23 protein-coding genes and 1 other annotated feature (1 of these 24 cut by a window edge) are annotated in these 23,011 nt (G+C 30.7%); all 23 genes read right to left on the bottom strand.

Annotation, left to right across the window (positions count from 1 at the left end; genetic code table 11):
• Positions 1 to 178 (bottom strand) — a binding site (T-box leader); it reaches 6 nt to the left of the window's first position.
• Positions 179 to 358: 180 nt separating this feature from the next.
• Positions 359 to 922, bottom strand: a complete 564-nt coding sequence (gene ahpC, locus IBJ83_RS05640; RefSeq protein ID WP_201275703.1) for an alkyl hydroperoxide reductase subunit C — start codon at positions 920 to 922, stop codon at positions 359 to 361.
• 107 nt (positions 923 to 1,029) lie between these two features.
• Positions 1,030 to 2,190, bottom strand: a complete 1,161-nt coding sequence (gene grdD, locus IBJ83_RS05635) for a glycine/sarcosine/betaine reductase complex component C subunit alpha (protein ID WP_201275702.1) — start codon at positions 2,188 to 2,190, stop codon at positions 1,030 to 1,032.
• Positions 2,191 to 2,200: 10 nt separating this feature from the next.
• On the bottom strand, positions 2,201 to 3,742 hold the full coding sequence (gene grdC, locus IBJ83_RS05630; RefSeq protein WP_068472163.1) for a glycine/sarcosine/betaine reductase complex component C subunit beta: 1,542 nt from the start codon (positions 3,740 to 3,742) through the stop codon (positions 2,201 to 2,203).
• Positions 3,743 to 3,872: 130 nt separating this feature from the next.
• Positions 3,873 to 5,180, bottom strand: a complete 1,308-nt coding sequence (grdB, locus tag IBJ83_RS05620; protein ID WP_333473020.1) for a glycine reductase complex selenoprotein B — start codon at positions 5,178 to 5,180, stop codon at positions 3,873 to 3,875.
• A gap of 49 nt (positions 5,181 to 5,229) precedes the next feature.
• Positions 5,230 to 5,694, bottom strand: a complete 465-nt coding sequence (gene grdA / locus IBJ83_RS05615) for a glycine/sarcosine/betaine reductase complex selenoprotein A (protein WP_269902524.1) — start codon at positions 5,692 to 5,694, stop codon at positions 5,230 to 5,232.
• Between the two features lie 92 nt (positions 5,695 to 5,786).
• Positions 5,787 to 7,073, bottom strand: coding sequence for a glycine/sarcosine/betaine reductase component B subunit (locus tag IBJ83_RS05605; protein ID WP_068472155.1), 1,287 nt, complete (start codon positions 7,071 to 7,073; stop codon positions 5,787 to 5,789).
• A 52-nt stretch (positions 7,074 to 7,125) separates the two neighbouring features.
• Positions 7,126 to 8,055 (bottom strand): NAD(P)/FAD-dependent oxidoreductase, encoded by a 930-nt coding sequence (locus IBJ83_RS05600; protein ID WP_201275698.1) that lies wholly within the window; start codon positions 8,053 to 8,055, stop codon positions 7,126 to 7,128.
• 160 nt (positions 8,056 to 8,215) lie between these two features.
• Positions 8,216 to 9,820, bottom strand: coding sequence for a Na/Pi cotransporter family protein (locus IBJ83_RS05595; protein WP_201275697.1), 1,605 nt, complete (start codon positions 9,818 to 9,820; stop codon positions 8,216 to 8,218).
• A 182-nt stretch (positions 9,821 to 10,002) separates the two neighbouring features.
• Positions 10,003 to 11,292 carry a phosphopyruvate hydratase gene (eno, locus tag IBJ83_RS05590; protein ID WP_201275696.1) on the bottom strand — a complete coding sequence of 430 codons (1,290 nt, stop codon included), beginning with the start codon at positions 11,290 to 11,292 and terminating at the stop codon, positions 10,003 to 10,005.
• A gap of 10 nt (positions 11,293 to 11,302) precedes the next feature.
• Positions 11,303 to 12,052, bottom strand: coding sequence for a triose-phosphate isomerase (tpiA, locus tag IBJ83_RS05585; RefSeq protein ID WP_201275695.1), 750 nt, complete (start codon positions 12,050 to 12,052; stop codon positions 11,303 to 11,305).
• A 10-nt stretch (positions 12,053 to 12,062) separates the two neighbouring features.
• A complete protein-coding gene (locus IBJ83_RS05580; RefSeq protein WP_201275694.1) occupies positions 12,063 to 13,259 on the bottom strand; it encodes a phosphoglycerate kinase in 1,197 nt (398 codons plus the stop codon).
• A gap of 61 nt (positions 13,260 to 13,320) precedes the next feature.
• A complete protein-coding gene (gene gap / locus IBJ83_RS05575) occupies positions 13,321 to 14,322 on the bottom strand; it encodes a type I glyceraldehyde-3-phosphate dehydrogenase (RefSeq protein ID WP_068472143.1) in 1,002 nt (333 codons plus the stop codon).
• A gap of 124 nt (positions 14,323 to 14,446) precedes the next feature.
• Complete coding sequence (gene map / locus IBJ83_RS05570) at positions 14,447 to 15,205, bottom strand: type I methionyl aminopeptidase (RefSeq protein ID WP_201275693.1); 759 nt, start codon at positions 15,203 to 15,205, stop codon at positions 14,447 to 14,449.
• A gap of 67 nt (positions 15,206 to 15,272) precedes the next feature.
• The gene (locus tag IBJ83_RS05565; RefSeq protein ID WP_068472139.1) at positions 15,273 to 16,208 is read right to left on the bottom strand and encodes an ABC transporter permease; all 936 of its coding nucleotides are present in this window, start codon (positions 16,206 to 16,208) and stop codon (positions 15,273 to 15,275) included.
• Positions 16,208 to 17,284 carry an ABC transporter permease gene (locus IBJ83_RS05560; RefSeq protein WP_068472137.1) on the bottom strand — a complete coding sequence of 359 codons (1,077 nt, stop codon included), beginning with the start codon at positions 17,282 to 17,284 and terminating at the stop codon, positions 16,208 to 16,210. Before IBJ83_RS05560 ends, IBJ83_RS05565 begins: the two co-directional genes overlap by 1 nt.
• Entirely contained in the window at positions 17,274 to 18,812 is a 1,539-nt protein-coding gene (locus IBJ83_RS05555) for an ABC transporter ATP-binding protein (protein ID WP_269902523.1), read from the bottom strand. The genes IBJ83_RS05560 and IBJ83_RS05555 overlap by 11 nt, the downstream gene beginning before the upstream one ends.
• Before the next feature lie 157 nt (positions 18,813 to 18,969).
• Positions 18,970 to 19,611 (bottom strand): YigZ family protein, encoded by a 642-nt coding sequence (locus IBJ83_RS05550; RefSeq protein WP_201275692.1) that lies wholly within the window; start codon positions 19,609 to 19,611, stop codon positions 18,970 to 18,972.
• Complete coding sequence (hflX, locus tag IBJ83_RS05545) at positions 19,601 to 20,875, bottom strand: GTPase HflX (protein ID WP_068472133.1); 1,275 nt, start codon at positions 20,873 to 20,875, stop codon at positions 19,601 to 19,603. The genes IBJ83_RS05550 and hflX overlap by 11 nt, the downstream gene beginning before the upstream one ends.
• Positions 20,876 to 21,011: 136 nt before the next feature.
• Positions 21,012 to 21,239, bottom strand: a complete 228-nt coding sequence (locus tag IBJ83_RS05540; protein WP_201275691.1) for a helix-turn-helix transcriptional regulator — start codon at positions 21,237 to 21,239, stop codon at positions 21,012 to 21,014.
• Between the two features lie 90 nt (positions 21,240 to 21,329).
• Positions 21,330 to 21,659, bottom strand: coding sequence for a hypothetical protein (locus IBJ83_RS05535; protein ID WP_201275690.1), 330 nt, complete (start codon positions 21,657 to 21,659; stop codon positions 21,330 to 21,332).
• Positions 21,660 to 21,800: 141 nt separating this feature from the next.
• Positions 21,801 to 22,025, bottom strand: a complete 225-nt coding sequence (rpsR, locus tag IBJ83_RS05530) for a 30S ribosomal protein S18 (RefSeq protein ID WP_004833472.1) — start codon at positions 22,023 to 22,025, stop codon at positions 21,801 to 21,803.
• A gap of 19 nt (positions 22,026 to 22,044) precedes the next feature.
• On the bottom strand, positions 22,045 to 22,497 hold the full coding sequence (locus tag IBJ83_RS05525; RefSeq protein WP_201275689.1) for a single-stranded DNA-binding protein: 453 nt from the start codon (positions 22,495 to 22,497) through the stop codon (positions 22,045 to 22,047).
• Between the two features lie 12 nt (positions 22,498 to 22,509).
• The gene (gene rpsF, locus IBJ83_RS05520; RefSeq protein ID WP_201275688.1) at positions 22,510 to 22,794 is read right to left on the bottom strand and encodes a 30S ribosomal protein S6; all 285 of its coding nucleotides are present in this window, start codon (positions 22,792 to 22,794) and stop codon (positions 22,510 to 22,512) included.
• Positions 22,795 to 23,011: the final 217 nt, after the last annotated feature.

Below are 23,011 nucleotides of genomic sequence, written 5' to 3'. Positions count from 1 at the left end.
GACGAAGTTATCGCGGTACCACCTAATTTTCATAAAAATGACTCTCTAAATTTATAACGAAATTACCCGTTTTTCAAAACTAAAAAGCTACCTTCACAAAAAACAAATTGAATTTTTTCACCAAACAAATTCTCTCTAAAAATTTCTTTTAAGTTACTCCTCTTTTATACGCCTATATTTAATTTTATACTTACATAAAAATATTAGGTATATTATATCACGAAAACAATTAAATATCAATAAAAAAGAATACTTTTTCAACTTAAAACTTATGTGGCTAATTTATTCTTGCAATTTAGGATATAGCCTTTTGTTATAAAAAAGACTAGAAATTTCTTTCTAGTCTAAATATCTTTAATTAAATTTTACCAACTAAATCTAATCCTGGAGTTAAAGTGTCATCGCCTGGTTCCCATCTTGCTGGACAAACTTTATCACCATGTTTAGCAACGAATTGAGCTGCTTGAACTTTTCTTAATAATTCTTTAGCATTTCTACCAATTCCGTTAGCATTTACTTCATAAAGAACTATTTCACCTTGAGGATTTATTACGAAAGTTCCCCTTAATGCTTGTCCTTCTCCTTCAATTAAAACACCAAATTGTTCTGATAAAGCTAATGCTCTATCTGAAATCATTGGATATTGGATTTTTCTGATAGTTTCAGATGCGTCCCACCATGCTTTGTGAACAAATTCAGAGTCAGTAGATACTGAATAAATTTCACAACCAATTGCTTTAAATTTATCATAGCTTAATGCTAAATCTTCTAATTCAGTTGGACATACAAATGTAAAATCTCCTGGATAGAAGAAGAAAACACTCCATTTACCTTCTAAATCTTTGTCTGTTACAGTTATTAAATCCCCATCATAATATGCAGGAACATTAAATTCTTCAATTTTCTTTCCGATTAAACTCATATTCTTTACCTCCTATATTTGCCTTTCTATTAAGACAATATATTTATACCACTTTTTAAAAAGTCTAAACAAAAAAGAGAGCAAAAGCTCTCTTTTAATTTTTTATATTAACCAATATATCCTTCTTTAGCTAAAATTTCTTTAGATTTTTCAAGATTTGCATCGTTAACCATTACAACAGGTCCAGTACAACCCATTCCAGTCTTAGCAAATATATTGTTTTTCCATAAAGCAACCTTAGCATCTTCAAGTTCAAGAATATCAATTCCACCAATAGTAGCAGTAGCTTGTTCTTCAGCAGGACATTTAATTTCTTCTTCCGGTTCAGCTTTTTTAGCTCCAGCAGAAGTGATTTTTTCTAAAATAGCTTTTAATCCAGCTTTATTAGCTTTTTCAAATTCTTTCTTAGAAACTTCTTTAATATTTCCTTTAACTAATTGTCCAGCATAAGTCATAGCATTAGCTATTACAGGGAATCCTGATGCTCTTGATACGATAAGAACTAATCTATCATATCCTTCGCCAATTCCAGGACCATATCCATAACCCATTGCTTCAAATCCACCACCAGTAGTGTATGATGAGAATACTTTCATTAAAAGATTTCCTGTTAAAGTATCATTAACCATAACATCAGGAACACCTTGTAATAAGTCATTTCCTCTCATTAATACTCCACCATCAGCTCTATTTGATTCAGCAAAGTTCATATCATATCCATTTTCTTTTAATTCTTTAAATGCTCTTTCAACAGAAACTGCATTATCAACATTTAAAATACCAACAGTTGGATTTTCAATTCCTAATGCTTTAGCAACGATAACACCATAGATACCGTTTTTAACCATACCTTCTACTCTATGTGCAGAAGAAGTTCCAGTAGTTGTAGCTATAATCATTTCTTTTGCAGCAGCAGGAGTTACAACTCTACCTACAGTAGAAACTCCAATTGGGAAACTGTAATGCATTGTTACACAACCATCAACTTCTCCACTGTCCAAAAGTTGTTCCATTTTCTTATAGCCTTCTTCTTCATTTTCAACAACATATTGTTTTAAAGAAGTTTTTACTTCCGGTCCAATTATACAATATTCAACACTCTTATCTCTTGATTGAGCAAGTTCTGCCCCTTTAACAACATTTTCTAGTCCGTGTTCACTGCCTAAAGTTGTAACAGCAATTCTTGGTCTTGATGTAAAAGCACCTGTTTCTAATCCAGTAGCGATTTCTTCGAAGATATTACCAATTACGTTTTTTATATCAGACATGAAATCACCTCTATTCTTCAATTAAAGAAGATGCAAAATTTCTCATTGCTTCAGCAACTAATTTCTTAACTTCTTCCTTAGAAACTCCAGAATTTTCTTCAACTTTACCTGAATTTCTTTCTAAAACAATTGATACACCGTCGAATAAGTTAGTCATTCTTCCTAAGAATAAAGAACCTTTACCAATAATCATAGCTCTATTTAATTCTCCAGAAGTTAAATCTTCACGACAGAATCCTAAGTAAGGAACCCCTGAGGGAATATGTCCTTGAGTTGGAGCCCAACCTTCCATACCATGATCTTCAATAAAGCTTGCAATTTCAGCTTTTTCTAATTGTTTTTTCATTACTCCTAATGCACCAATCATCTTGAAGTTTGCATTTGGAACATCTCCAGCTCCAGCTGGTTTAGTAATATCTGGGTTTTGCATTTCAGCTGAATATTTATCAACATCTTTAACTGTTAAATTAGCTTTTTCTAATGGAGCAGTAACTAATGCTGACATTACAGCTTGTGGTGAAGAACCAGTTCCTACTGTATGTCTTCCAACTATATCAGTTCTTAATACTGGGTTAACTCCATCATTTTCAGAAATTAATGCAGCAAATCCACCGATACAATCTTCTAATATTGGTAAGCCTTTCTTTAAGTGGTCTTTACCATTCATACCTAATTTAGCAGTACATCCACCTGCAACTATAACAACATGTTTAAAAGTTCCAGAATGAACATGAGAAGATGCAGCGATTAATGTATGAGTTGGAGCTGCACAGAATCCTCTTAAGTCAGAACCTGAAGCATTGTCAAATCCAGCTAATTCAGCGATAGATTTAGCGAAGTTACCACCACCTCTTTGGTTCATATCTCCACAAGCTTCTTCTGAACATTCAATAACATATTCAACATCATTAGGATTTAAATCATTTTTAGCAACTAAATGTAAAGCAGCTAATAATCCTGATGCTTTAGTAACTAAGTTTTCTAACATAACATGAGCTGATAAGTTAACATCAACATCATGAGCTCTAGTAACAACCCCTACTAATTTATCTTCAAAATATAAACCTTCAGCATGGTTTTCCATATGTCCTTCAAGAACAGATTGTTCAACACCTTCTTTTAATCTAGCAACTAATGCATCACTAATTAATGGGTGTTTTTCTAAATCAGCTTTAACAGATTCAGTAAATTCTTTATTAAGTGAAACTAAATCAAAAGCGTCACAGATTTTCATAAGTCCAATGAATTCATGTTCTGGCATTATTTCACCATATTTACCATCTCTTGGAGCTCCTGATAAATATTTATCAGCATCTGACCATGGTTGTGGTACAGCTTTTAAATCTTCTGGTCTTTTGTTTCCAATGTAAACTTGATTTGGTAAATAATTTAATACTTCTTCATATTTTCTAATATGATTTGGTATTTCCTTTAAATATTCTGAATCAGGATTTAAAGCCTTTTCAGTAGTTTGAGTTGTTCCATTTTGGATTATCATGTCTGGTGCATGAACTAATACGTAAGAAGTTCCTTTTAATACAGGAAAATTCATCTTAATTACCTCCTTTAATATAAAAAACAGATAGCATAGTATGTATTCCATATAAGCCAACTACCCTTATGTAATAGAATACCATTAAATTAAAAAGGTGTCAATACCTGACACCCTTTTTATTTAAAAATTATTCGAATATTGTTTGTCCTTCAACTTCAGTTGCTAAAGCATTTAATGCTTTTTTAACAATTTTCATTCTTAATGCATATTCTTCTTCAGCAGTTAATTTAGGATTTCCTAATGGGTGAGGAATTGCTATAGCAGGAACAATTCTGTTAGCTCCTACTGTCATTGAAATTGGAGTTACAGTACATACGTGTACTACTGGAATTCCAGCTCTCTCAACTTCTTTAACCATCGTTGCACCGCAACGTGTACAAGTACCTCAAGTAGATGTTAAGATAACTGCATCTACTCCATCAGCAACTAATTCTTTACTGAATTCTTCAGCAAATCCTTTTGAAGAAGCTACTGCTGTACCATTTCCTACTGTTGTATAGAAATATCTATGAAGACTTCCGATTTCGCCAGCTTTTTCTAATTCTCTTAAAACGTCAACTGGTAAAACTCTGTCTGAATCTTGGTTAGCATAAACTGGGTCATAACCACCGTGAGCTGTTTCCCATTCGCCTTCTTTAAGATCCATAACACCTTCAATGTCATATTTTCCATATTTCGAAGCAGAAGATGATTCAATATGATCTGGGTTAGCATGAGGAACTATACCACCTGAAGTTACTAAAGCAATTTTAGCTTTCTTAATGTCCTTAACAGCTGGATTTGGATCTACTCTGTCAAAGTTTGGCATTGGGAATTCAGTTTCGAATTCTTCACCCTTTAACTTTTTGATCATCATATTTACAGCTCTCTTACCACCGAAATCTTCTCTAAATATATTTTTTCTAACTCCTCTTTCAATGTATCCTTCTTCAGCTGGAGAACCAATTTCTTCTCCTCTAACAAGTTTCATTGCAAGTGGAACCATTTTAGTAACTGCATCTTTCATACCCGCAGCACTATTTTTAGTTGAAATTACATATACGCTCTTCTTGAACATATCTGCACCTGGGTTTTCAATATACATACCAGTTAAAGCTGGAATTCCTAATTCGTTTTGAACAGCTTCAGTAATTGTACCAGCAGCAACTCCATAACGTCCAGCATTGAATGCAGGTCCTGCTATGAATAAATCTGGATTGTATTTTTTAACCATTTCTAAAACTTCTGCTTTAGCTTGGTCCATATTTTCACCAAAATAGCTATCTCCACAGATAACTGTAGCAACTATTTCAGCTTCACCTTTAAAACCAGCGTTTAATGCTAAACCAGGTCCGATTTTTTCTTCTCTAACTTCTGGTTTGTAGTCTGCTTTTTCTTCTCCACCGATACCAGCAAAGAATTGGTTTATATAGTGAACTACTCTTAATTTTTCCACACTAATCACCTCTCTATCATATATTTATATATGATTTTATCTTAATTAATTATAATGAGTTTCTAATTTCACTTACAGCTTCAATGATAGCATCACAGTCAAGAACCATTTCCATCATACCAATTTGGTCATCGTAAACTGATTCATCAACTTCTGCTTTAAATTCAGGTTCAACTGCGTGATAAACTTTAAGTCCTAACTGAACTCCTGCTAATGGACCTGCATAAGTAGGGTCTCCTGTTGTAACAGTTTCACCAGCTAATGCTGCTGATTCTGCTTCAGATGCTCCTAAAAGAACTACACAGTTTTCTACTCCATATTTTTCTGCTAATTCTTTTACCCTTCTTTGATTTTCTAAGTCCATTGCTCCTGCTGCAGTTCAGACAAAACATTCAGTTGCTGAAAATACTATTTCTGCAGGAGTTGTAGCGACACATTCTTCCATAGCTGGTCCTGGGATACCATCTCTATCGCCGATTATGATTACTTTTGTGTTTTCTGTAAAAAGTGCCATATCGCTTACACTTCCTTTCTTTAAATTTTTATTTTCGTTTTATTTTATATAATATTCCTATTTTATATAATATTCCGTTTGATTAATAAATTTTAATAGCCAGTAGCTGATAATCTATTAAATCCTAATTCGTTAGTTGCTCCAGTGATTGCTTGTAATTCAACCATGATTGAACCATCTTCTCTTAATGATCCGTCAAATCCACCTGCAATAATGTCAACATAATCTAAAGTTCCAATAACTTTATCCATCTTAGGTAATACGATAGTTTCGTTAGCATTACCACCAGTTACTACTGCATTTGCAGCAACGTCAGCATCTGCTAAAGATTGGCTCGCACCGTCTCTACCAGCATATTCATCAGTGATGATAACTGTTTTAACGCCTTTACCTTCGATTTTCTTACAGTTCATTATTAAGTCTGTATCTGGGTTACCGAATCCTTCTTGTGATACGATAGCTCCGTCAAGATTTAAGAATTCACATAATTTAGCAGTCCAGTTTGATGATCTTTCTTTATCTGCTAAGTATACATTTTCGTTAGTGATAATAACACCAACAAAGTTGATTTCTTTTCCATGTTGTTCGTACATTGCTCTAACAACTGGGTTGTTTAAGTGATGGTAAGTTGTATTCTTATCGCAAGAAGATACACAGTTACCACTTAAGATAGCTCCGTCCATTAATTCAGTTGGATATAATAGTGTTGGAACTATTTGTTTAGCATCTACACCATATACATATGTATCATGTAATAATCCTTGAGATTGTAACATTTGTACATAAGCTACTTTTGGTAAATGTTTTAATTCTTCAGCTTGTTCGAATAATGGTTTAGTTTCGAATACTTCTACTTCATCTGGTTCAACTTCTTTACCAGCTAATCCTAAATAAGTAGCAGCTTTTAAGCCAGCCATTCTAACAGCCTTTTCATAAGCATGAGTTGCAACTCCTTCAGCTGGTTCCACGATTAAAACTATGTTATTAGTTTTTGAGAATGGAGTATATTCAGCTCCTGGTCCTTGCATATCAACAATACCTTCTTGGAAACCTACTATTTTACCAACTGTCATTACTGCAGCTCCCTTAAGAACATGAGTTCTTCCTGAACCAACTACATCAACTTTTGAAATCATTCCAGGGAATACTCCACCTTGTCCATTAACCTTTACTCTTGGTTCTACAACATCCTTAATTGGAGTAATTCTTACACTTTCACCTGGTTTTGCAAGATCTACGTCTACTGATTTTAAGTGTTCATCATCCATTAAATGAGCGATTAATTCTTCTTTATTAATGTATAAAACACCTTTGTCAACTTTTGTTTCTGAACAAAATTGAACATCGTTAATTAAGATTTTTCCTAATTCTAGACGCATATACTCACCTCCTTAAAATTTATATATTTAATCCTTTTGGAATTAAATTCAATTAATTTAAACTTTCAACATATTTTCCAGCATTAACAGCAGCAATCGCGCCATCATTAACAGCTGTAACAACTTGTCTTAGTTCTTTTACTCTAACATCTCCAGCAACAAATACACCTTCAACATTAGTTTTCATAGATCCATCTGAAACAACATAATTTCTATTTGTTTCAATCTTTCCTTCAAAGATACTACTTTCCGGAACATATCCTATAAAGATAAATACTCCAAATATCATATCTCCTTCTCTTGGAACAATTTTAGTTTTTTCTCCAGTTTTATTATTTACTATATTCATAGCACCTAATATTCCTGCTCCTTCAAAACTTTCAACTTCGACATTCCACATAATATTTAAGTTTTCACATTTAAATGCCTTTTCTTCTATTGATTTAGCAACTGATAACTTATCTTTTCTAACTAATAGTGTTACACTTCTACCAAATTTAGTAAGATACATAGCCTCTTCAACTGCAGCCTCTCCAGAACCTACAACATAAATATCCAAACCTTGGAAAAATGGTGCATCACAAGTAGCACAATAAGCTATTCCTTTACCTGTAAATTCCTTTTCTCCTGGAACGTCTAATAATCTTGGATTTGACCCTGTAGCTATAATAACTGATTTCCCTTCGTAAGTATTATTTTCTCCAACAACTACTTTTGTAGTATTTGAAAAATCTCCATTAACAACGGTATCCGTAATAAATTCTGCACCGAATGATTTTGCTTGTTTAACCATTCTTTCTATTAATGCAGGACCAGTTGGAACATCTTCCGCTCCTGGATAATTTGCTATTTCATCAGTCTTAGCAATCAATCCTCCCGGTGTTCCTTTTTCAATTATTATAGTTTTCATACTTGACCTTGCAGCATATATCCCTGCACTTATACCAGCAGGACCAGCTCCGATTATTATACAATCGTACATAATTTACCTCCAATTACATTATTAGAATAATAAACTGTACTGAATCATTAACCGTTTATTATTATATCTTAAGTTTACCCAATTGTAAAGCCTTTTTTGACAAATTTCTAATAAAACTTTTTTATAACTTTAAGTATTTGTATATTAAATTAACAATGTCTTATAATTCCTTTCCTAATGTGTAATTTGCAATGTTTACACTATGGTCAGCAATTCTTTCAAAATTAGAAATAATGTCTAAGAATTTAACCCCGGCATTTATTTCACAAATTCCTCTGTTAATTCTATCCATGTGATTTCTTCTATATGTTTCTTCTAAAATGTCAACTTCCTCTTCAATGCTAATACAATTCTTTGCCAAATCCAAGTCATTATTTTTATATGCATTGGTTGTATCTCTAACAATTTTTAGAATATCTGATGAAATTTTTTCGTATTCATCAAAAGCTGTCTTACTAAAAACAGAATTTTCATCCTTTATTTCTTGAATTAACTCAATTATATTTTCGCAATGGTCTCCTATTCTTTCATAGTCATTTATAGAATACATCATTACAAATACCTTATGCTTTTCTTCATCAGATAAATTTTTATCAGCTAAAGGAACTAAATAATCAATTATTTCTTTTTCCAGACCATTAATCATCTTTTCTCTTTCAAGTACAAATGATATATTTTTACTACTCTTTGTTTTGAATGCTTCTATTGTCTTTTCAAGAGATTCAATTACTACCTCGCCCATTCTGACAACTTCTTTTTGAGTTTGAATAATAGCTATACTTGGAGTTTCCAAAATTCTCTTATCTAAATGTTCAGAATAACGTTCTTCAAGATTATCTTCTCCTTTAATAACTGCTTGAGAAATTTTTACTAAGAAATTAGCAAATGGTAACTGAATAAAAACATTAATTACATTAAATAATGTATGAGCATTTGCAATTTGTCTTTGAACATTTCCCGGAGATATGTACTCTACCAAATATTGAACAGGTATTCTCAATATAGTCAAAAATAATATAGTACCAATTAAGTTAAATAAGAAATGTATAAACGCAGCTCTCTTTGCATTTTTACTTGCACCTATGCTTGAAATCATAGCTGTTGTAGTTGTTCCTATATTATCTCCAAACAAAATACCAAATGCTTGATTTATATTAATTGCACCTTGCATTCCAAGCGCCTCTAATAAACCTATTGAGGCTGATGATGATTGTAAAATAGTTGTTAAGAAAATACCAGCTAAAACTCCTACAAAAGGATTATTTAATTTTATAAGTATATCTTTAAACCATTGTTCTTTAGATAATGGTGCTAAACCATTACTCATAATGGACATACCTAAAAATAAAATACCAAAACCGATTAAAATTTCAGCAATATCTTTCTTCCTATCATTTTTAGCTCTCATCCATAAAAAAACTCCGAGTGATATAACCAATGGAGCATATTTTGAAATATCAAACGCAATAAGCTGAGCTGTAACAGTAGTACCTACATTAGCTCCTATTATTATTCCAACTGATTGTGCTAAAGTCATAAATCCGGCATTTACAAAACCGATAGCCATTACAGTAGTAGCTGAACTTGATTGGATAATCATAGTAACAAATATACCTACTAAAACTGCATAGATTCTATTTTTAGTTATTGCAGCGATTATTCCTTTTAATTTTTCTCCACAAGACTTTTGAAGTCCTGCCCCCATTAGATTCATTCCGTATAAAAACAAACCTAATCCACCTAAAACCGAAATAATGATTGACATAATTCCTCCAAAATAATTTAAAAATAATTAAAAGATTAGCCCATATATTCATATAAGCCATACACTATTATTATATCATATTTCAAATAAAATGTTTAATTAATTTAAACTAATTTAAAATAATTTTTATAATATTTTTGCTCACACGAAAAATGGGCTAACAAAAATTTAATTTTTTATTTTTATTTTCTGCCTATATTGTAGAATGCTGATAATCCTAAAAATTTTGAATCTTCACATAATCTATCTTCTATTCTTAGTAATTGATTATATTTACAAATTCTATCTGTTCTTGATGCAGAACCAGTTTTGATTTGTCCGGCATTTACTGCAACTGCTAAATCGGCAATAGTTGTATCTTCTGTTTCTCCGGACCTATGTGAAATTACACAAGTATATCCATGAGTTTTAGCAAGTTCTATCGCATCTAAAGTTTCTGTAATTGTTCCAATTTGGTTTAATTTTATCAAAATTGAATTAGCAATATCCTTTTCAATTCCCATAGCTAATCTTGAATAGTTAGTAACAAATAAATCATCTCCAACTAATTGAACTTTATTTCCGATTTTTTCAGTTATAAGTTTCCAACCGTCCCAATCATCTTCTGCCAATCCATCTTCAATAGAAATAATTGGATACTTTTCTACTAATTCACAATAATAATTTACTAATTCTTCTGAAGAATAAACTTTTCCTTCACCTTTGAAATTATATTTTCCGTTTTCATACATTTCACTTGATGCAACATCTAGCGCTAAGAAAATATCTTTTCCAGCTACATAACCAGCTTTTTCAATCGCCTCCATAATTGTTTGTAACGCCTCTTCGTTAGAGTTCAAATTAGGTGCAAAACCACCTTCATCTCCAACTGCAGTATTATATCCCTTTGATTTTAAAACAGCCTTTAAATTATGGAAAACTTCTGTTCCCATTCTAAGAGCCTCTTTAAATGAACAAGCTCCTGCAGGCATAACCATAAATTCTTGAATATCTACATTGTTATCTGCATGCTCTCCACCATTTAAAATATTCATCATAGGAACAGGTAAAGTTTTTGCGTTCACTCCTCCTATATACTCATAAAGTGGTGTACATGATTCTATTGACGCAGTTCTAGCAACAGCCATTGAAACCCCTAAAATAGCATTAGCTCCTAATTTAGATTTATTTTCTGTTCCGTCTAATTGAATTAATGCTTTATCAATACCAACTTGGTCAAAAACATCAAATCCGATTAATGCCTCAGAAATAATTTCATTAACATTATTAACAGCAGTTAAAGTTCCTTTTCCTAGATATCTACTCTTATCTCCATCTCTAAGTTCAACAGCCTCATGAATACCAGTTGATGCTCCTGATGGAACAATAGCACTACCCATTGTACCTTCTTCAGTTGTAACTTCAACTTCAACAGTAGGATTTCCCCTTGAATCTAAAACTTCTCTTGCATAAATATCAACTATTAAGCTCATAACATTCTCCTTATAAATTATAATTTACTAAAGCACAAAAACTTGTACTTTCTAAACAAGCTCCACCAACCAAAGCTCCATCTACATTTTCTTTTCCCATCAATTCTTTTATATTATTCGGTTTAACACTTCCACCATATTGAATTCTTACTTTTTGAGATAAATAACCATAAATATCATTTAGTATATTTCTTATGAATTTAATCATATCTTCAGCATCATCAGAAGATGCAGTAAGACCAGTTCCAATTGCCCAAATAGGCTCATAGGCAATAATAACTTTTTCAATATCATTTTTGTCAATTCCATCTAAAGCACTTCTTATTTGTTTTTCAACGATTTCTTTTTCAACTTTAGAATTTCTTTCTTCAAGTGTTTCTCCACAACATAATATAGGAATCAAATCATTTTGTAATGCAGATTTAACTTTTTTATTTATCATTTCATCAGTTTCTTTAAAAATAGTTCTTCTTTCTGAGTGGCCTAATATGACATAAGAAACCCCACAACTTTTTAACATCATTGGAGAAATTTCTCCGGTAAATGCACCACTATTTTCAAAATACATATTTTGAACACCAAGTCCTATATCAGTTTCTTCTAAAAGTTTTTTTACTTCAGTAACATATACAAAAGGAACACATACAACTTTTTCTACATTAATATCCAAATTTTCTGATGAAATATTTTTAATTAAAAGTTTAGCATCATCTAAACTCTTATTCATTTTCCAATTTCCAATAATAACAGGTTTTCTCATATTACCTCCATTATTTATTATCTATCGCATCAATTCCAGGTAAAATTTTTCCTTCTAAAAATTCTAAAGATGCTCCACCACCAGTTGAAATATGAGTTATTTTATCTTTATAACCTGATTTTTCAGCAGCAGATGCACTATCTCCACCACCTATGATACTTATAGCATCAGTTTCAGCAATTGCTTTTGCCATTGCAAATGTACCTTTTGCAAAGTTTGACATTTCAAAAACTCCCATAGGTCCATTCCAAACAACAGTTTTAGCGCTTGCAATTTCAGTTTCAAATAATTTAACAGTTTCTTCTCCAATATCAAGTCCCATATAATCTTTTGGAATTGAATTCACATTAACAGTTTTAAATTCAGAATCATTAGAGAACTCTTTACTTATAACTACATCAACAGGTAACAACATCTTAACATTTTTAGCTTTAGCTTTTTCCAATAATTCCTTAGCTAAATCAATTTTATCTTCTTCCAATAAACTTTTACCTACTGAATATCCTTGAGATTTCAAGAAAGTAAATGCCATTCCGCCACCGATTATAATAGTATCAACTTTTTCTATTAAATTTTCAATTACAGTAATCTTATCAGAAACTTTTGCTCCACCTAAAATTGCAACAAAAGGTCTTTCAGGATTAGAAAGAGCTTTTCCCATAATAGAAATCTCTTTTTCAACTAAAAATCCAACTGCTGATGGTAAAAATTTACAAAGACCTGCGTTTGAACAATGTGCTCTATGACTTGTTCCAAAAGCGTCATTAATATATACTTCTCCAAGTTCTGCTAATTCTTTAGAAAATTCATCAATATTCTTAGTTTCTTCAGCTCTAAATCTTGTATTTTCTAATAAAACAACTTCTCCATCTTTTAGATTTAAAACTTCATTTTTAACATTTTCATCTACAACTATATCGCTTTGTAAAAATTTAACTTCTTTATTTAAAAGAGTTGACAATTCTTTAGCAACAGGTTCTAAAGAAAATTCTTTTTTAGCCTCTCCCTTTGGTCTGCCTAAGTGAGATAATAAAATTACTTTTGCATTGTTTTCAATTAAATACTTTATTGTAGGTAAAGCTGCTACAATTCTAGCATTATCTGTAATTTTTCCCATTTCAGTTTTTGACATGGGAACATTAAAATCAACTCTTACAATAACTCTTTTTGAGATAACATCTAAATCAGTAATAACTTTTTTATTCATAATTACTCCTTACTATACAATATGAGGTGAAAATCTTCACCTCATATCATCTATTTGCATACTATTTTGAAAGATTAACTAAATATTGGAAAGTACGGATTAAATTTGCAGTATATGACATTTCATTATCATACCAAGCAACTGTTTTAACTAATTGTTTTCCGTCAACTTCAACAATTCTAGTTTGAGTAGCATCAAATAAAGAACCATATTTAATTCCAATTACATCTGTTGAAACAATTGGGTCTTCAGTATATCCGAAAGATTCACTTGATGCCTCTTTCATCGCATTATTAATTTCTTCAACTGTAACATTCTTTTCTAAAACTGTTACTAATTCTGTTAATGAGCCAGTAGCAACCGGAACTCTTTGAGCAGAACCATCTAATTTTCCTTTTAATTCAGGAATAACAAGACCGATAGCTTTAGCAGCACCTGTTGTATTTGGAACAATATTTATAGCAGCTGACCTTGCTCTTCTCATATCACCCTTTCTATGTGGTGCATCTAGAGTATTTTGGTCTCCTGTATAGGCATGAATAGTAGTCATTATACCTTGAACAATACCAAATTTATCTTGTAAAACTTTAGCCATTGGAGCTAAACAGTTAGTAGTACAAGAAGCGCCTGATAAAATTTGTTCAGAACCGTCTAGTATATCATGGTTTACTCCATAAACGACAGTTTTCATATCTCCTTTTCCCGGAGCAGAAATAATAACTCTCTTAGCTCCAGCATCTATATGAAATTGTGCTTTTTCTTTTGCTACAAAGAAACCAGTACATTCTAATACAACATCTATATCCAATTCCTTCCAAGGTAAATTTTTAGGGTCTGCATCAGAAAATACTTTAACTTCTCTTCCGTCGATTACAAAGCTACCTTCATTTACGATAACTTCCTTTTCAAATCTTCCTTGAGTTGAATCATATTTTAACAAATGAGCTAACATATTTGCATCTGTTAAGTCATTTATAGCAACTACTTCAACTCCTTCTAAATCGTGCATTAATCTAAATGCCAATCTACCTATTCTTCCGAATCCATTAATCGCAACTCTCATCTTGATTCCTCCTTAAATTTTTATAAAAGAATTTTCTTAAAATAGATTAATTAAATAATAAAAAATTATTAAAAAATCATATACCTAGATTATACTTCAATGTTAGTTAAAAATCAACCTATTTTTATTCATATAATGATTGGTCTGTTAAAATCAAAGGACCATCTTTTGTAATTACAAATGTATGTTCGTATTGACATGAAAGTCCCCCATCTATTGTTCTTGCAGTCCAACCGTCATCATCAATAGTACATCTCCAATCTCCTGTATTTATCATAGGTTCAACAGTTATTACCATACCTTCAACAAGTCTAACACCTCTTGTTGCAGTAATATAATGTGGAACTTGTGGGTCTTCATGCATTTCAACACCAATCCCATGACCACAAAAATCTCTAACTATTGAATAGCCTTTTGGCTCAACAAAATTTTGAATCGCCTTTCCAATATCAACAATTCTATTTCCAATAACAGCAGCCTCTATTCCCTTATACATAGCCTCTTTTGTTACTTCCATAAGATTTTTAACTTCATCTGAAACTTCACCTACTGCATAACTCCAAGCACTATCTGATAAATATCCATCTAAATCTACAACCATATCAACTGTAATTAAATCTCCGGATTTTAATTTTTGTTTACTCGGAAAGCCATGGCAAATTACATCATTTACAGAAGTACAAGTTGCATAAGGATATCCATGATATCCTATTTGCTTAGGTGTAGCTCCATGCTTTAACATAAAGTCATGACAAAATTTATTTACTTCTAAAGTAGTAACTCCGGGTTTTATAAAATCTCTCAATCCTATATGAATTTTTGATAAAATCTCTGCAGATTTTTTCATTCCTTCAATTTCTTGTTTACTTTTTATAGTTATCATATTATCCCCTCCAAATTTAAAAATATTCAACAAAAAGACATACCAAAATAGTATGCCTTTTTCATTTTTAGTCTTCCAATTTTATATATGGAACTCCTGCTGAAGAAGGTCCTTTTGATTTTCCAACAAAGAAAATAAGTACTAACAATGTACTAATATATGGAACCATTGGTAATATAGATTCTGGTATATTAACACCCAATCCAGGTAATAAAATCGCCAATTCTTGTGCAGCTCCAAAGAATAAACAAGCTCCCAAAACTCCGTAAGGTTTCCACTTACCAAAGATTACAGCAACCAAAGCTATGAAACCATGTCCTGAAACAAGTGATTGTGAAAAGTTGGAAACTGTCGCTAAACTCATAGTAGCTCCACCAAATCCAGCTAATAATCCTGAAACTACAACTGCAAAATATCTATATAAATATATATTAACATTTAATGTTTCAGCAGCCTTTGGATGTTCTCCAACAGCAATTAGTCTTAATCCAAATTTAGTTTTATATAAATATATTGACATCAATACTACAAAAGCTATCGCTACATAAGTAGTAACATATTGTCCTAAAATTTTATCAATAATTTCAACACCTGTTAAATTATCAAAAATTTTAGCCATTTTACCGGCACCAGATGATACAGGTATTGTTTGTTTTGCACCGTCAAAGAATAATGAACATACAAACAATGAAACACCAGGTCCTATAAAGTTTATAGCTATACCGGAAACAATTTGGTCTGCACCAAATGTTATACTAACAATCGCGTGAATAAGAGCAACTAAAGATGCTGCCAATCCACCTGCTAAAAATCCTAACAATGCACTCTTTGTAAAATATCCAACAGCAGCGCCAAAGAAAGCTCCTATTGTCATCATTCCTTCTAAACCGATATTTGTAACACCTGCTTTTTCTGTGAACATACCACCCAAAGCAGCAAATAATAATGGAGTTGCAAATAATAATGTATCAGATATAAATAAAGCTATTTTTAATAAACTCATTACTTTTTACCTCCAACTTTTTTGAATTTTTTTGAAATAATTTTTATAACTAAAGGCATTGAAATGAATAAAACTATAATACCTATAATAATTTGTACAACTTCGTAAGGAACGCCTAATAATTGTTGAACTCTAAATCCTCCTCTTTTTAGAACACTAAAGAAGAAACCTGAGAATATTGAGCCTATTGGATGACTATTTGCTAAAAGCGCAACAGACATTGAGTCAAAACCATTACCTTCAGCAACTGTAAGTCTTGCAACATTTCCTGCAAATCCAAGAACTTTAACAGCACCAGCAACAGCACACAAAGCACCTGACAATCCCATAGATAAAACTAAATTACTTCCAACATTTATTCCACCAAATTCGGCAGCATAAGGATTTAGTCCTACTGCTTTTAATTCATAACCTTTTGAAGTTTTATTTAATAAATAATAAACTGCAAATGCTAAAACAACAGCAAGAATAATACCAAAGTTTATATCAGCTGAAAAGAAATCTTTAACAAATGGAATTGAAGAATTTCTCAATCCTCCAAACATTTTTATGCTAGCAGTTGATTGAATATCGTTTGATGTTTGTCCTGTTTCGTTGTAAAATTTACCAAAAGTTACAACTAAATTTGAAAAATAAAGTGCTATCCAGTTCAACATAATTGTAGTAATTACTTCGTGAACACCAAATTTTGATTTAACCCAACCTGCAAATCCACCCCAAGCCATTCCAGCTAAAGCAGCTAATAAAATACAAACTATTGGATGAATTATTGGTGGTAATTTTAAAAAGTACCCAAAAAATGCAGCAGTTAAAGAACCGATTATGAATTGCCCTTCAGCACCGATATTGAAAGCTCCAGTTTTAAAAGCCAATGAAACCCCAATACTACCTATGATAAGCGGTACTGCATCTACCAAAGTTCTTGCAAAGAATTTTGGTCTTGAAAAAGTTGTTTCTATCATTATTTTATAATATTTAATAGGGTTAAAACCTGCTACCATAATAACAATAGACCCTACTATAAATCCTATTAATACAGAAAATAAAAGCATTAATATCTTTTTTCTATTGTTCATTATTAATAACACCCCCTGCCATCATAAGTCCTAATTCATTTTCGTTAGCATCTTTTGCAAGTTTTTCTCCAACGATTTTTCCTTTATAGATAACAGCAATCCTATCTGACAAGTCCATAACTTCATCTAATTCAAATGAAATCAAAAGAACCGCTTTTCCTTTATCTCTTTGTTCTACAATATATTTATGAATAATTTCAATAGCTCCAACATCAAGACCTCTAGTAGGTTGTGCAGCTATTAATAAATCAGGGTTGTTATCAATTTCTCTTGCTAAGATTACTTTTTGTTGGTTTCCCCCGGAAAGTCCTCTAGCAACAGCGTGAATATCATTTGGTCTTATATCAAATTTGTCAATCATTTCTTGAGTATAAGATTCTATCTCTTTAAAATTCAAAATACCTTTCTTTGAAAAAGGATCCTTTCCTCTTTTTTCTAAAATCATATTTTCAGAAACAGAAAAATCCAACACTAAACCACGTTTATGTCTATCTTCCGGAATCGTACTTATTCCACTTTCAATAATATCATAAACAGATTTATTTGTTATGTCTTTTCCAAGAATTGAAATACTTCCTGATTCAACTTTTCTAAGACCTGTTATAGCCTCTATAAGTTCTGATTGACCATTGCCGTCAACTCCGGCTATCCCTAGAATTTCACCTTTTCTAACATTTAAACTAAGTCCATTTAAAATTGGTAAATCTCTATTATTTAAAACATTAATATCCTTAACATCTAAAACAACATCGCCAACTTCAGATTCTTTTTTATTAACACTAAAGCTGACTTCTCTACCAACCATTTTTTCGGCAAGTTCTTTTTGTGAAGATTCAGCGACAGTAACTTTATCAATAAATTTACCACGACGAATAATTGTACAGTAATCTGCCATTTTCTTGATTTCATCTAATTTATGTGTAATTATTATGATAGATTTTCCTTCATTTCTCAAATTATTACAAATATTTATAAATTCATCAATCTCTTGTGGCGTAAGAACAGCTGTAGGCTCATCAAAAATAATAATTTCAGCACCCTTGTAAAGAGCTTTTAAAATTTCAACCTTTTGTTGAGAACCAACAGTAATATCTTGAATTTTTGCATCTAAATCAATATTAAAACCATATTTTTCAATTATGGAAAGAACTTTTTTTCTGGATTTTTCAATGTCAATAAATATTCCTTTAGTATCTTCAGTTCCTAAAACTATATTTTGAATAACACTAAAAGGTTCTATAAGCATAAAATGTTGATGCACCATACCAACTCCATTTTCAACAGCCATTTTTGGAGTCATCGCTGTATATTTATTAGAATTGATATAAATTTCTCCTCCATTTGGAGAATAAAGTCCATAAAGAATATTCATCAAAGTAGTTTTACCAGCACCATTTTCTCCTAAAAGAGCATGAATTTCTCCTTTTTTCAATTCGAAATTAACTTCATCTAAAACTTTATTTTTTCCAAAAATTTTAGTAATGCCTTTCATAACTACAATATTATCATTTGTTTTATTGTCAGACAAGTCAAAACCCTCCTATAAATAATATGTAATTTTTGTATCACAACAATTATTATACAATAAAAATCGTTTTAATACAAGAAATAAATTTAATAAAAATGTAAATTTCATAAAACATAATTTATTGACTAAACATTAGTTTATTAAATCTTGAAGTTTGTTAATTTAAAAATACAGAGCCATATTTTTCTCCATTAATTTTTACAATACAATTATCCGAAGTTTCATTAATCATAATATTTTTTAATCTTTCAAACTCTTCTTTTTTTACAGACAAATTTATTTTTACATTTTCAAGATATTCTATATTTAAAATTTCAAGTCCAAAATTTTTTAAAATATTTTCAATTTTCCCCCAGAAAATATAATCCAAAATTATATCTACATTGTAGAAAAGTTCTTTTCTAACAATTTTTGCCTCATCTAAAGCACCTACAACAGATTTTGTATATGCTCTAACAAGTCCACCTGCGCCAAGTAAAATTCCTCCAAAATATCTTGTAGCAATTACAAGACAATTTGTTATATCTTTTTTACGCAAAACTTCAAGCATAGGTACTCCTGCAGTTCCTGAAGGTTCTCCATCATCAGAATATTTTTGTGTTAATTTATCCATACCGATAATATATGCAAAACAATTATGTGTTGCATCTTTATATTTTTCCCTTATCTCAGAAATATATTTTTCAGCCTCATCTACACTTTCAACATAAAAAGCATGACCAATAAATTCAGATTTATTTACTATAAAACTATAAGATTTATTACTATGAATACTTAAAAAACTTTCTTTATCCTTCATTTACCTCATATCCTTTATAAATTTCATAATCATCCTTTTTTAAGATAACTTCTAAAAAAGTTCCATTTTCAAGATGCTCTACAAGTTCCGGAGTATAATCATTTAAAATATTACTCATAATTTTTTGTTTATCATAAGGAATTAAAAGTTTAGTTTTAATAGATGATGAAAATAAAACTTTTTCAATTTCCTTCAAAAGAAAAACTATATCCTCATCACTCTTAGCACTTATAAACACCTTATTTTCAACATTTGCATACTGTAACTTTATATTTTCATCTTCCAACTTATCAACTTTATTAAAAACATAAATTACTTTTTTATCTTCACATTCAAGTTTTTTTATCATATCATTTGTTATTTTGATTTGTTCATCGACATTAACATTTGAAATATCCACAACATGAAGAATCAAATCTGAATATTTAATTTCCTCCAATGTACTTTTAAAACTTTCAACTAAATTATGTGGAATATCGGAAACAAAACCAACGGTATCTACATACATAGCCTTTGATCCACTAAAAAGAATTCCTTCTCTAACATAGGTATCCAAAGTCGCAAACAACATATCTTTAACAAAAACTTCTTTAATTTCAGTATTTTCATCTTTTCCATAAGCTATTAACTTATTTATTAAAGTGGATTTCCCTGCATTTGTATATCCAACAAGAGAAATCATGGGCTCTTTTGAATTTATTCTCTTTTTTCTAATTTCATTTCTATTTTTTTCAATTTCTTTAAGCTGTGCAGTAATACTTGATATTTCCCTATTGATAGTTCTTCTATCAAGTTCTATTTGTTGTTCACCTACACCCTTACCACCAATTCCACCTTGTTGTCTTGAAAAACCACTTCTAAGTGCAGACAATCTTGGTAATGTATATTTTAATTTTGCAAGTTTTACTTGTAACTTAGCCTCTTTTGTTCTAGCTCTTTCGTTAAAAATATCCAAAATTAAATTTGTCCTGTCAATAACTCTAACACCTATAATTTCTTCTAAGTTTTTAACTTGAGAACCTGTCAATTCATTATTAAAAACAACTACTTTTACATCTAACTTTTCACAATAATCTTTTATTTCACTTACTTTACCTTTTCCTATATAAAAGGCTTTATCTATACTAGATTTATTTTGAGTTAAATTTAAAACAACTTCACCATCTAAAGCCTCAACCAATTTTTCAAGTTCAAAAACTTTATCCTCCAAAGTTTTTTCATCCATATTCATATTTACAGTAACTGTAATAACTTTTTGTTCCATAAAAACTCCTTTATTAATATTAACTTAATTGTATCATAAATTAATATATAAAAACAAATATAATCTAAGCTATTTATCAGAGACACTTTAAAAATTATTATTATATAAAAAATACACTCAAACGAGTGTACTTTAGTTAAAATATTTTACAATCAATATTGAAGAAGAAAACCTCTCCAAATTTTTTATTTAATGCGGTAGATATGGTAAGAGCAAGTCTTATGTCAGGAATTAAACTTCCATTTTCTATTGAAACGATAATATCGGTTGAAACTCCAATCAAATTAGCTAATTCCCTTTGTGAAAATTCCTTTTCAACTCTAAATTTTTCAACATTATTATTTACGGATAATTTATTATTCATAAGCTCACCTCTTTCTCAATAAGCATATTATCAAATTAAAGTCTTATTATACATTCATTTTATCATTAATAGTTTTAAAAGTCAATTGATTTAAATATCAATATATTTATAAGCTAAAAATAAAAATGAAATTCCGCTTAGTGATAGTGCAAATCCTAATCCTGTATAGAAGAATTCAAAGAAAAAATTTGGTAACAAACCACTAAATCTTAATACCATTCCAAAAGTCATCATTGAGATCATCAAAATATAACTTGTTTTATCAAAAAACTCCCAAATTTTCATTAGTTCTCTTTTATCATTTAAAATTCTGTTCTTATGTTTATTTACATACTTAGAAAATATCATTATATAAAATATCAAAAATATTACTATTGCACCAAGTAGTCCCAATAAAAAATTTTTATCATCATTTATCAAAAAAGGAACTCCTACTTTCATAACCATTATTCCGGCTATTAACCATAATATCCCTGCAATAAGAAACAAGTTTCTTTTTTAGTATTCATAAATTCTCCTAACAATAAAAAAAGGGAGATTACTCTCCCCATTAATTACAAACTATTCAGCACTATATGGTAATAATGCAACTTGTCTAGCTTTTTTAATTGCTGCTGTGATTTCTCTTTGTTGTTTAGCAGTAGCACCTGTTACTCTTCTTGGTAAAATCTTACCTCTTTCACTAATGAATTTTTTTAGAGTATTTACATCTTTATAATCAAGTGGTTTACTGTTATCTGAGAAATATGCAACAACTTTTTTTCTTGGTCTAAATTTTCTTTGCATATTCATTCTCCTTTAAAAATTAAAATGGAATTTCTTCATCTGATGCATCTTGGAATGGTAAATCAAAACCATCGTTCATACCTGTATCAAACGAACCAAATCCTTGTGTTGTAGCAGATTTTTGAACTCTATCGCCCCAGTCGATGAATTGAACTCTTTCAGCCCAAACTTCTGTAACGAATCTTCTAGTTCCATCTTGTGCAGTATAACTTCCTGATTGAAGTCTTCCTTGTATTGCTACATTTCTACCTTTTTGCAAATATTTTTGGCAATGTTCAGCTTGCTTACCCCAAACAACTATATTTATAAAATCAGCTGTTTGTTGTCCTTTAGCTTCTAATTCTTGTTTCTTTTCCTTAGACATTCCCTTATCAACTGCAATGGTAAATCTGGCATAACTGCTACTAGATGTTTGAGTATATCTTAATTCTGGATCCCTAATTAATCTACCTATCAAAATTACACTGTTCATAAAGTTCCTCCACTAAGCTTCTTGCTTAACAACCATATATCTAATGATAGCATCAGATATTCTTGATCTTCTTTCTACTTCTGCAACTACTTCAACAGCAGCTTCAAAATTAACTATGATATAGTATCCTTCTTTAATGTAGTTAATTTCGTAAGCAAGTTTTCTATTTCCCCATTCATTAATTTCAGTAATAGTTCCATTAGCTTCAATAGCTGATTTGATTCTGTCAAATGCTTGGTTTCTTACTTCATCTTCTAAATTTGGTTTAAAAATAAAAACTCCTTCGTATTTTCTCATTACATTCACCTCCTTATGGTCTCTGGCTCTTTTTATCGAGCAAGGATTTACCGATATATTATATCACAAAAAAAAATATATGTAAAGTTTTTACATAAAAAATTACATATATTTCCTTTAATTTTACATTTTTCCGATATCCCCATATTGTAAAATTAAGTTAGCCAGTAAGAATAGAAAAAAACATCTCAAAGAGGTATAATAGTAATTGACAAAA

The organism is Parvimonas parva, from assembly GCF_016552165.1.
Lineage (GTDB): Bacteria > Bacillota > Clostridia > Tissierellales > Peptoniphilaceae > Parvimonas > Parvimonas parva.
The sequence above is the reverse complement of the archived record's forward strand: the minus strand, read 5'-3'. Positions and strand labels throughout refer to the sequence as shown.

Bases quoted from the DNA above. Each gene is read 5' to 3' on its own strand.
- ahpC (WP_201275703.1), bottom strand. From the start codon at position 922: ATGAGTTTAATCGGAAAGAAAATTGAAGAATTTAATGTTCCTGCATAT.
- grdD (WP_201275702.1), bottom strand. From the start codon at position 2,190: ATGTCTGATATAAAAAACGTAATTGGTAATATCTTCGAAGAAATCGCT.
- grdC (WP_068472163.1), bottom strand. From the start codon at position 3,742: ATGAATTTTCCTGTATTAAAAGGAACTTCTTACGTATTAGTTCATGCA.
- IBJ83_RS05605 (WP_068472155.1), bottom strand. From the start codon at position 7,073: ATGCGTCTAGAATTAGGAAAAATCTTAATTAACGATGTTCAATTTTGT.
- IBJ83_RS05600 (WP_201275698.1), bottom strand. From the start codon at position 8,055: ATGTACGATTGTATAATAATCGGAGCTGGTCCTGCTGGTATAAGTGCA.
- IBJ83_RS05595 (WP_201275697.1), bottom strand. From the start codon at position 9,820: ATGTCAATCATTATTTCGGTTTTAGGTGGATTAGGTTTGTTTTTATAC.
- eno (WP_201275696.1), bottom strand. From the start codon at position 11,292: ATGAGCTTAATAGTTGATATTTATGCAAGAGAAGTTTTAGATTCAAGG.
- tpiA (WP_201275695.1), bottom strand. From the start codon at position 12,052: ATGAGAAAACCTGTTATTATTGGAAATTGGAAAATGAATAAGAGTTTA.
- IBJ83_RS05580 (WP_201275694.1), bottom strand. From the start codon at position 13,259: ATGAATAAAAAAGTTATTACTGATTTAGATGTTATCTCAAAAAGAGTT.
- gap (WP_068472143.1), bottom strand. From the start codon at position 14,322: ATGAGAGTTGCGATTAATGGATTCGGAAGAATAGGTAGATTGGCATTT.
- map (WP_201275693.1), bottom strand. From the start codon at position 15,205: ATGATAACTATAAAAAGTAAACAAGAAATTGAAGGAATGAAAAAATCT.
- IBJ83_RS05565 (WP_068472139.1), bottom strand. From the start codon at position 16,208: ATGAGTTTATTAAAAATAGCTTTATTTATATCTGATACATTATTATTT.
- IBJ83_RS05560 (WP_068472137.1), bottom strand. From the start codon at position 17,284: ATGAACAATAGAAAAAAGATATTAATGCTTTTATTTTCTGTATTAATA.
- IBJ83_RS05550 (WP_201275692.1), bottom strand. From the start codon at position 19,611: ATGAAGGATAAAGAAAGTTTTTTAAGTATTCATAGTAATAAATCTTAT.
- hflX (WP_068472133.1), bottom strand. From the start codon at position 20,875: ATGGAACAAAAAGTTATTACAGTTACTGTAAATATGAATATGGATGAA.
- IBJ83_RS05540 (WP_201275691.1), bottom strand. From the start codon at position 21,239: ATGAATAATAAATTATCCGTAAATAATAATGTTGAAAAATTTAGAGTT.
- rpsR (WP_004833472.1), bottom strand. From the start codon at position 22,025: ATGCAAAGAAAATTTAGACCAAGAAAAAAAGTTGTTGCATATTTCTCA.
- IBJ83_RS05525 (WP_201275689.1), bottom strand. From the start codon at position 22,497: ATGAACAGTGTAATTTTGATAGGTAGATTAATTAGGGATCCAGAATTA.
- rpsF (WP_201275688.1), bottom strand. From the start codon at position 22,794: ATGAGAAAATACGAAGGAGTTTTTATTTTTAAACCAAATTTAGAAGAT.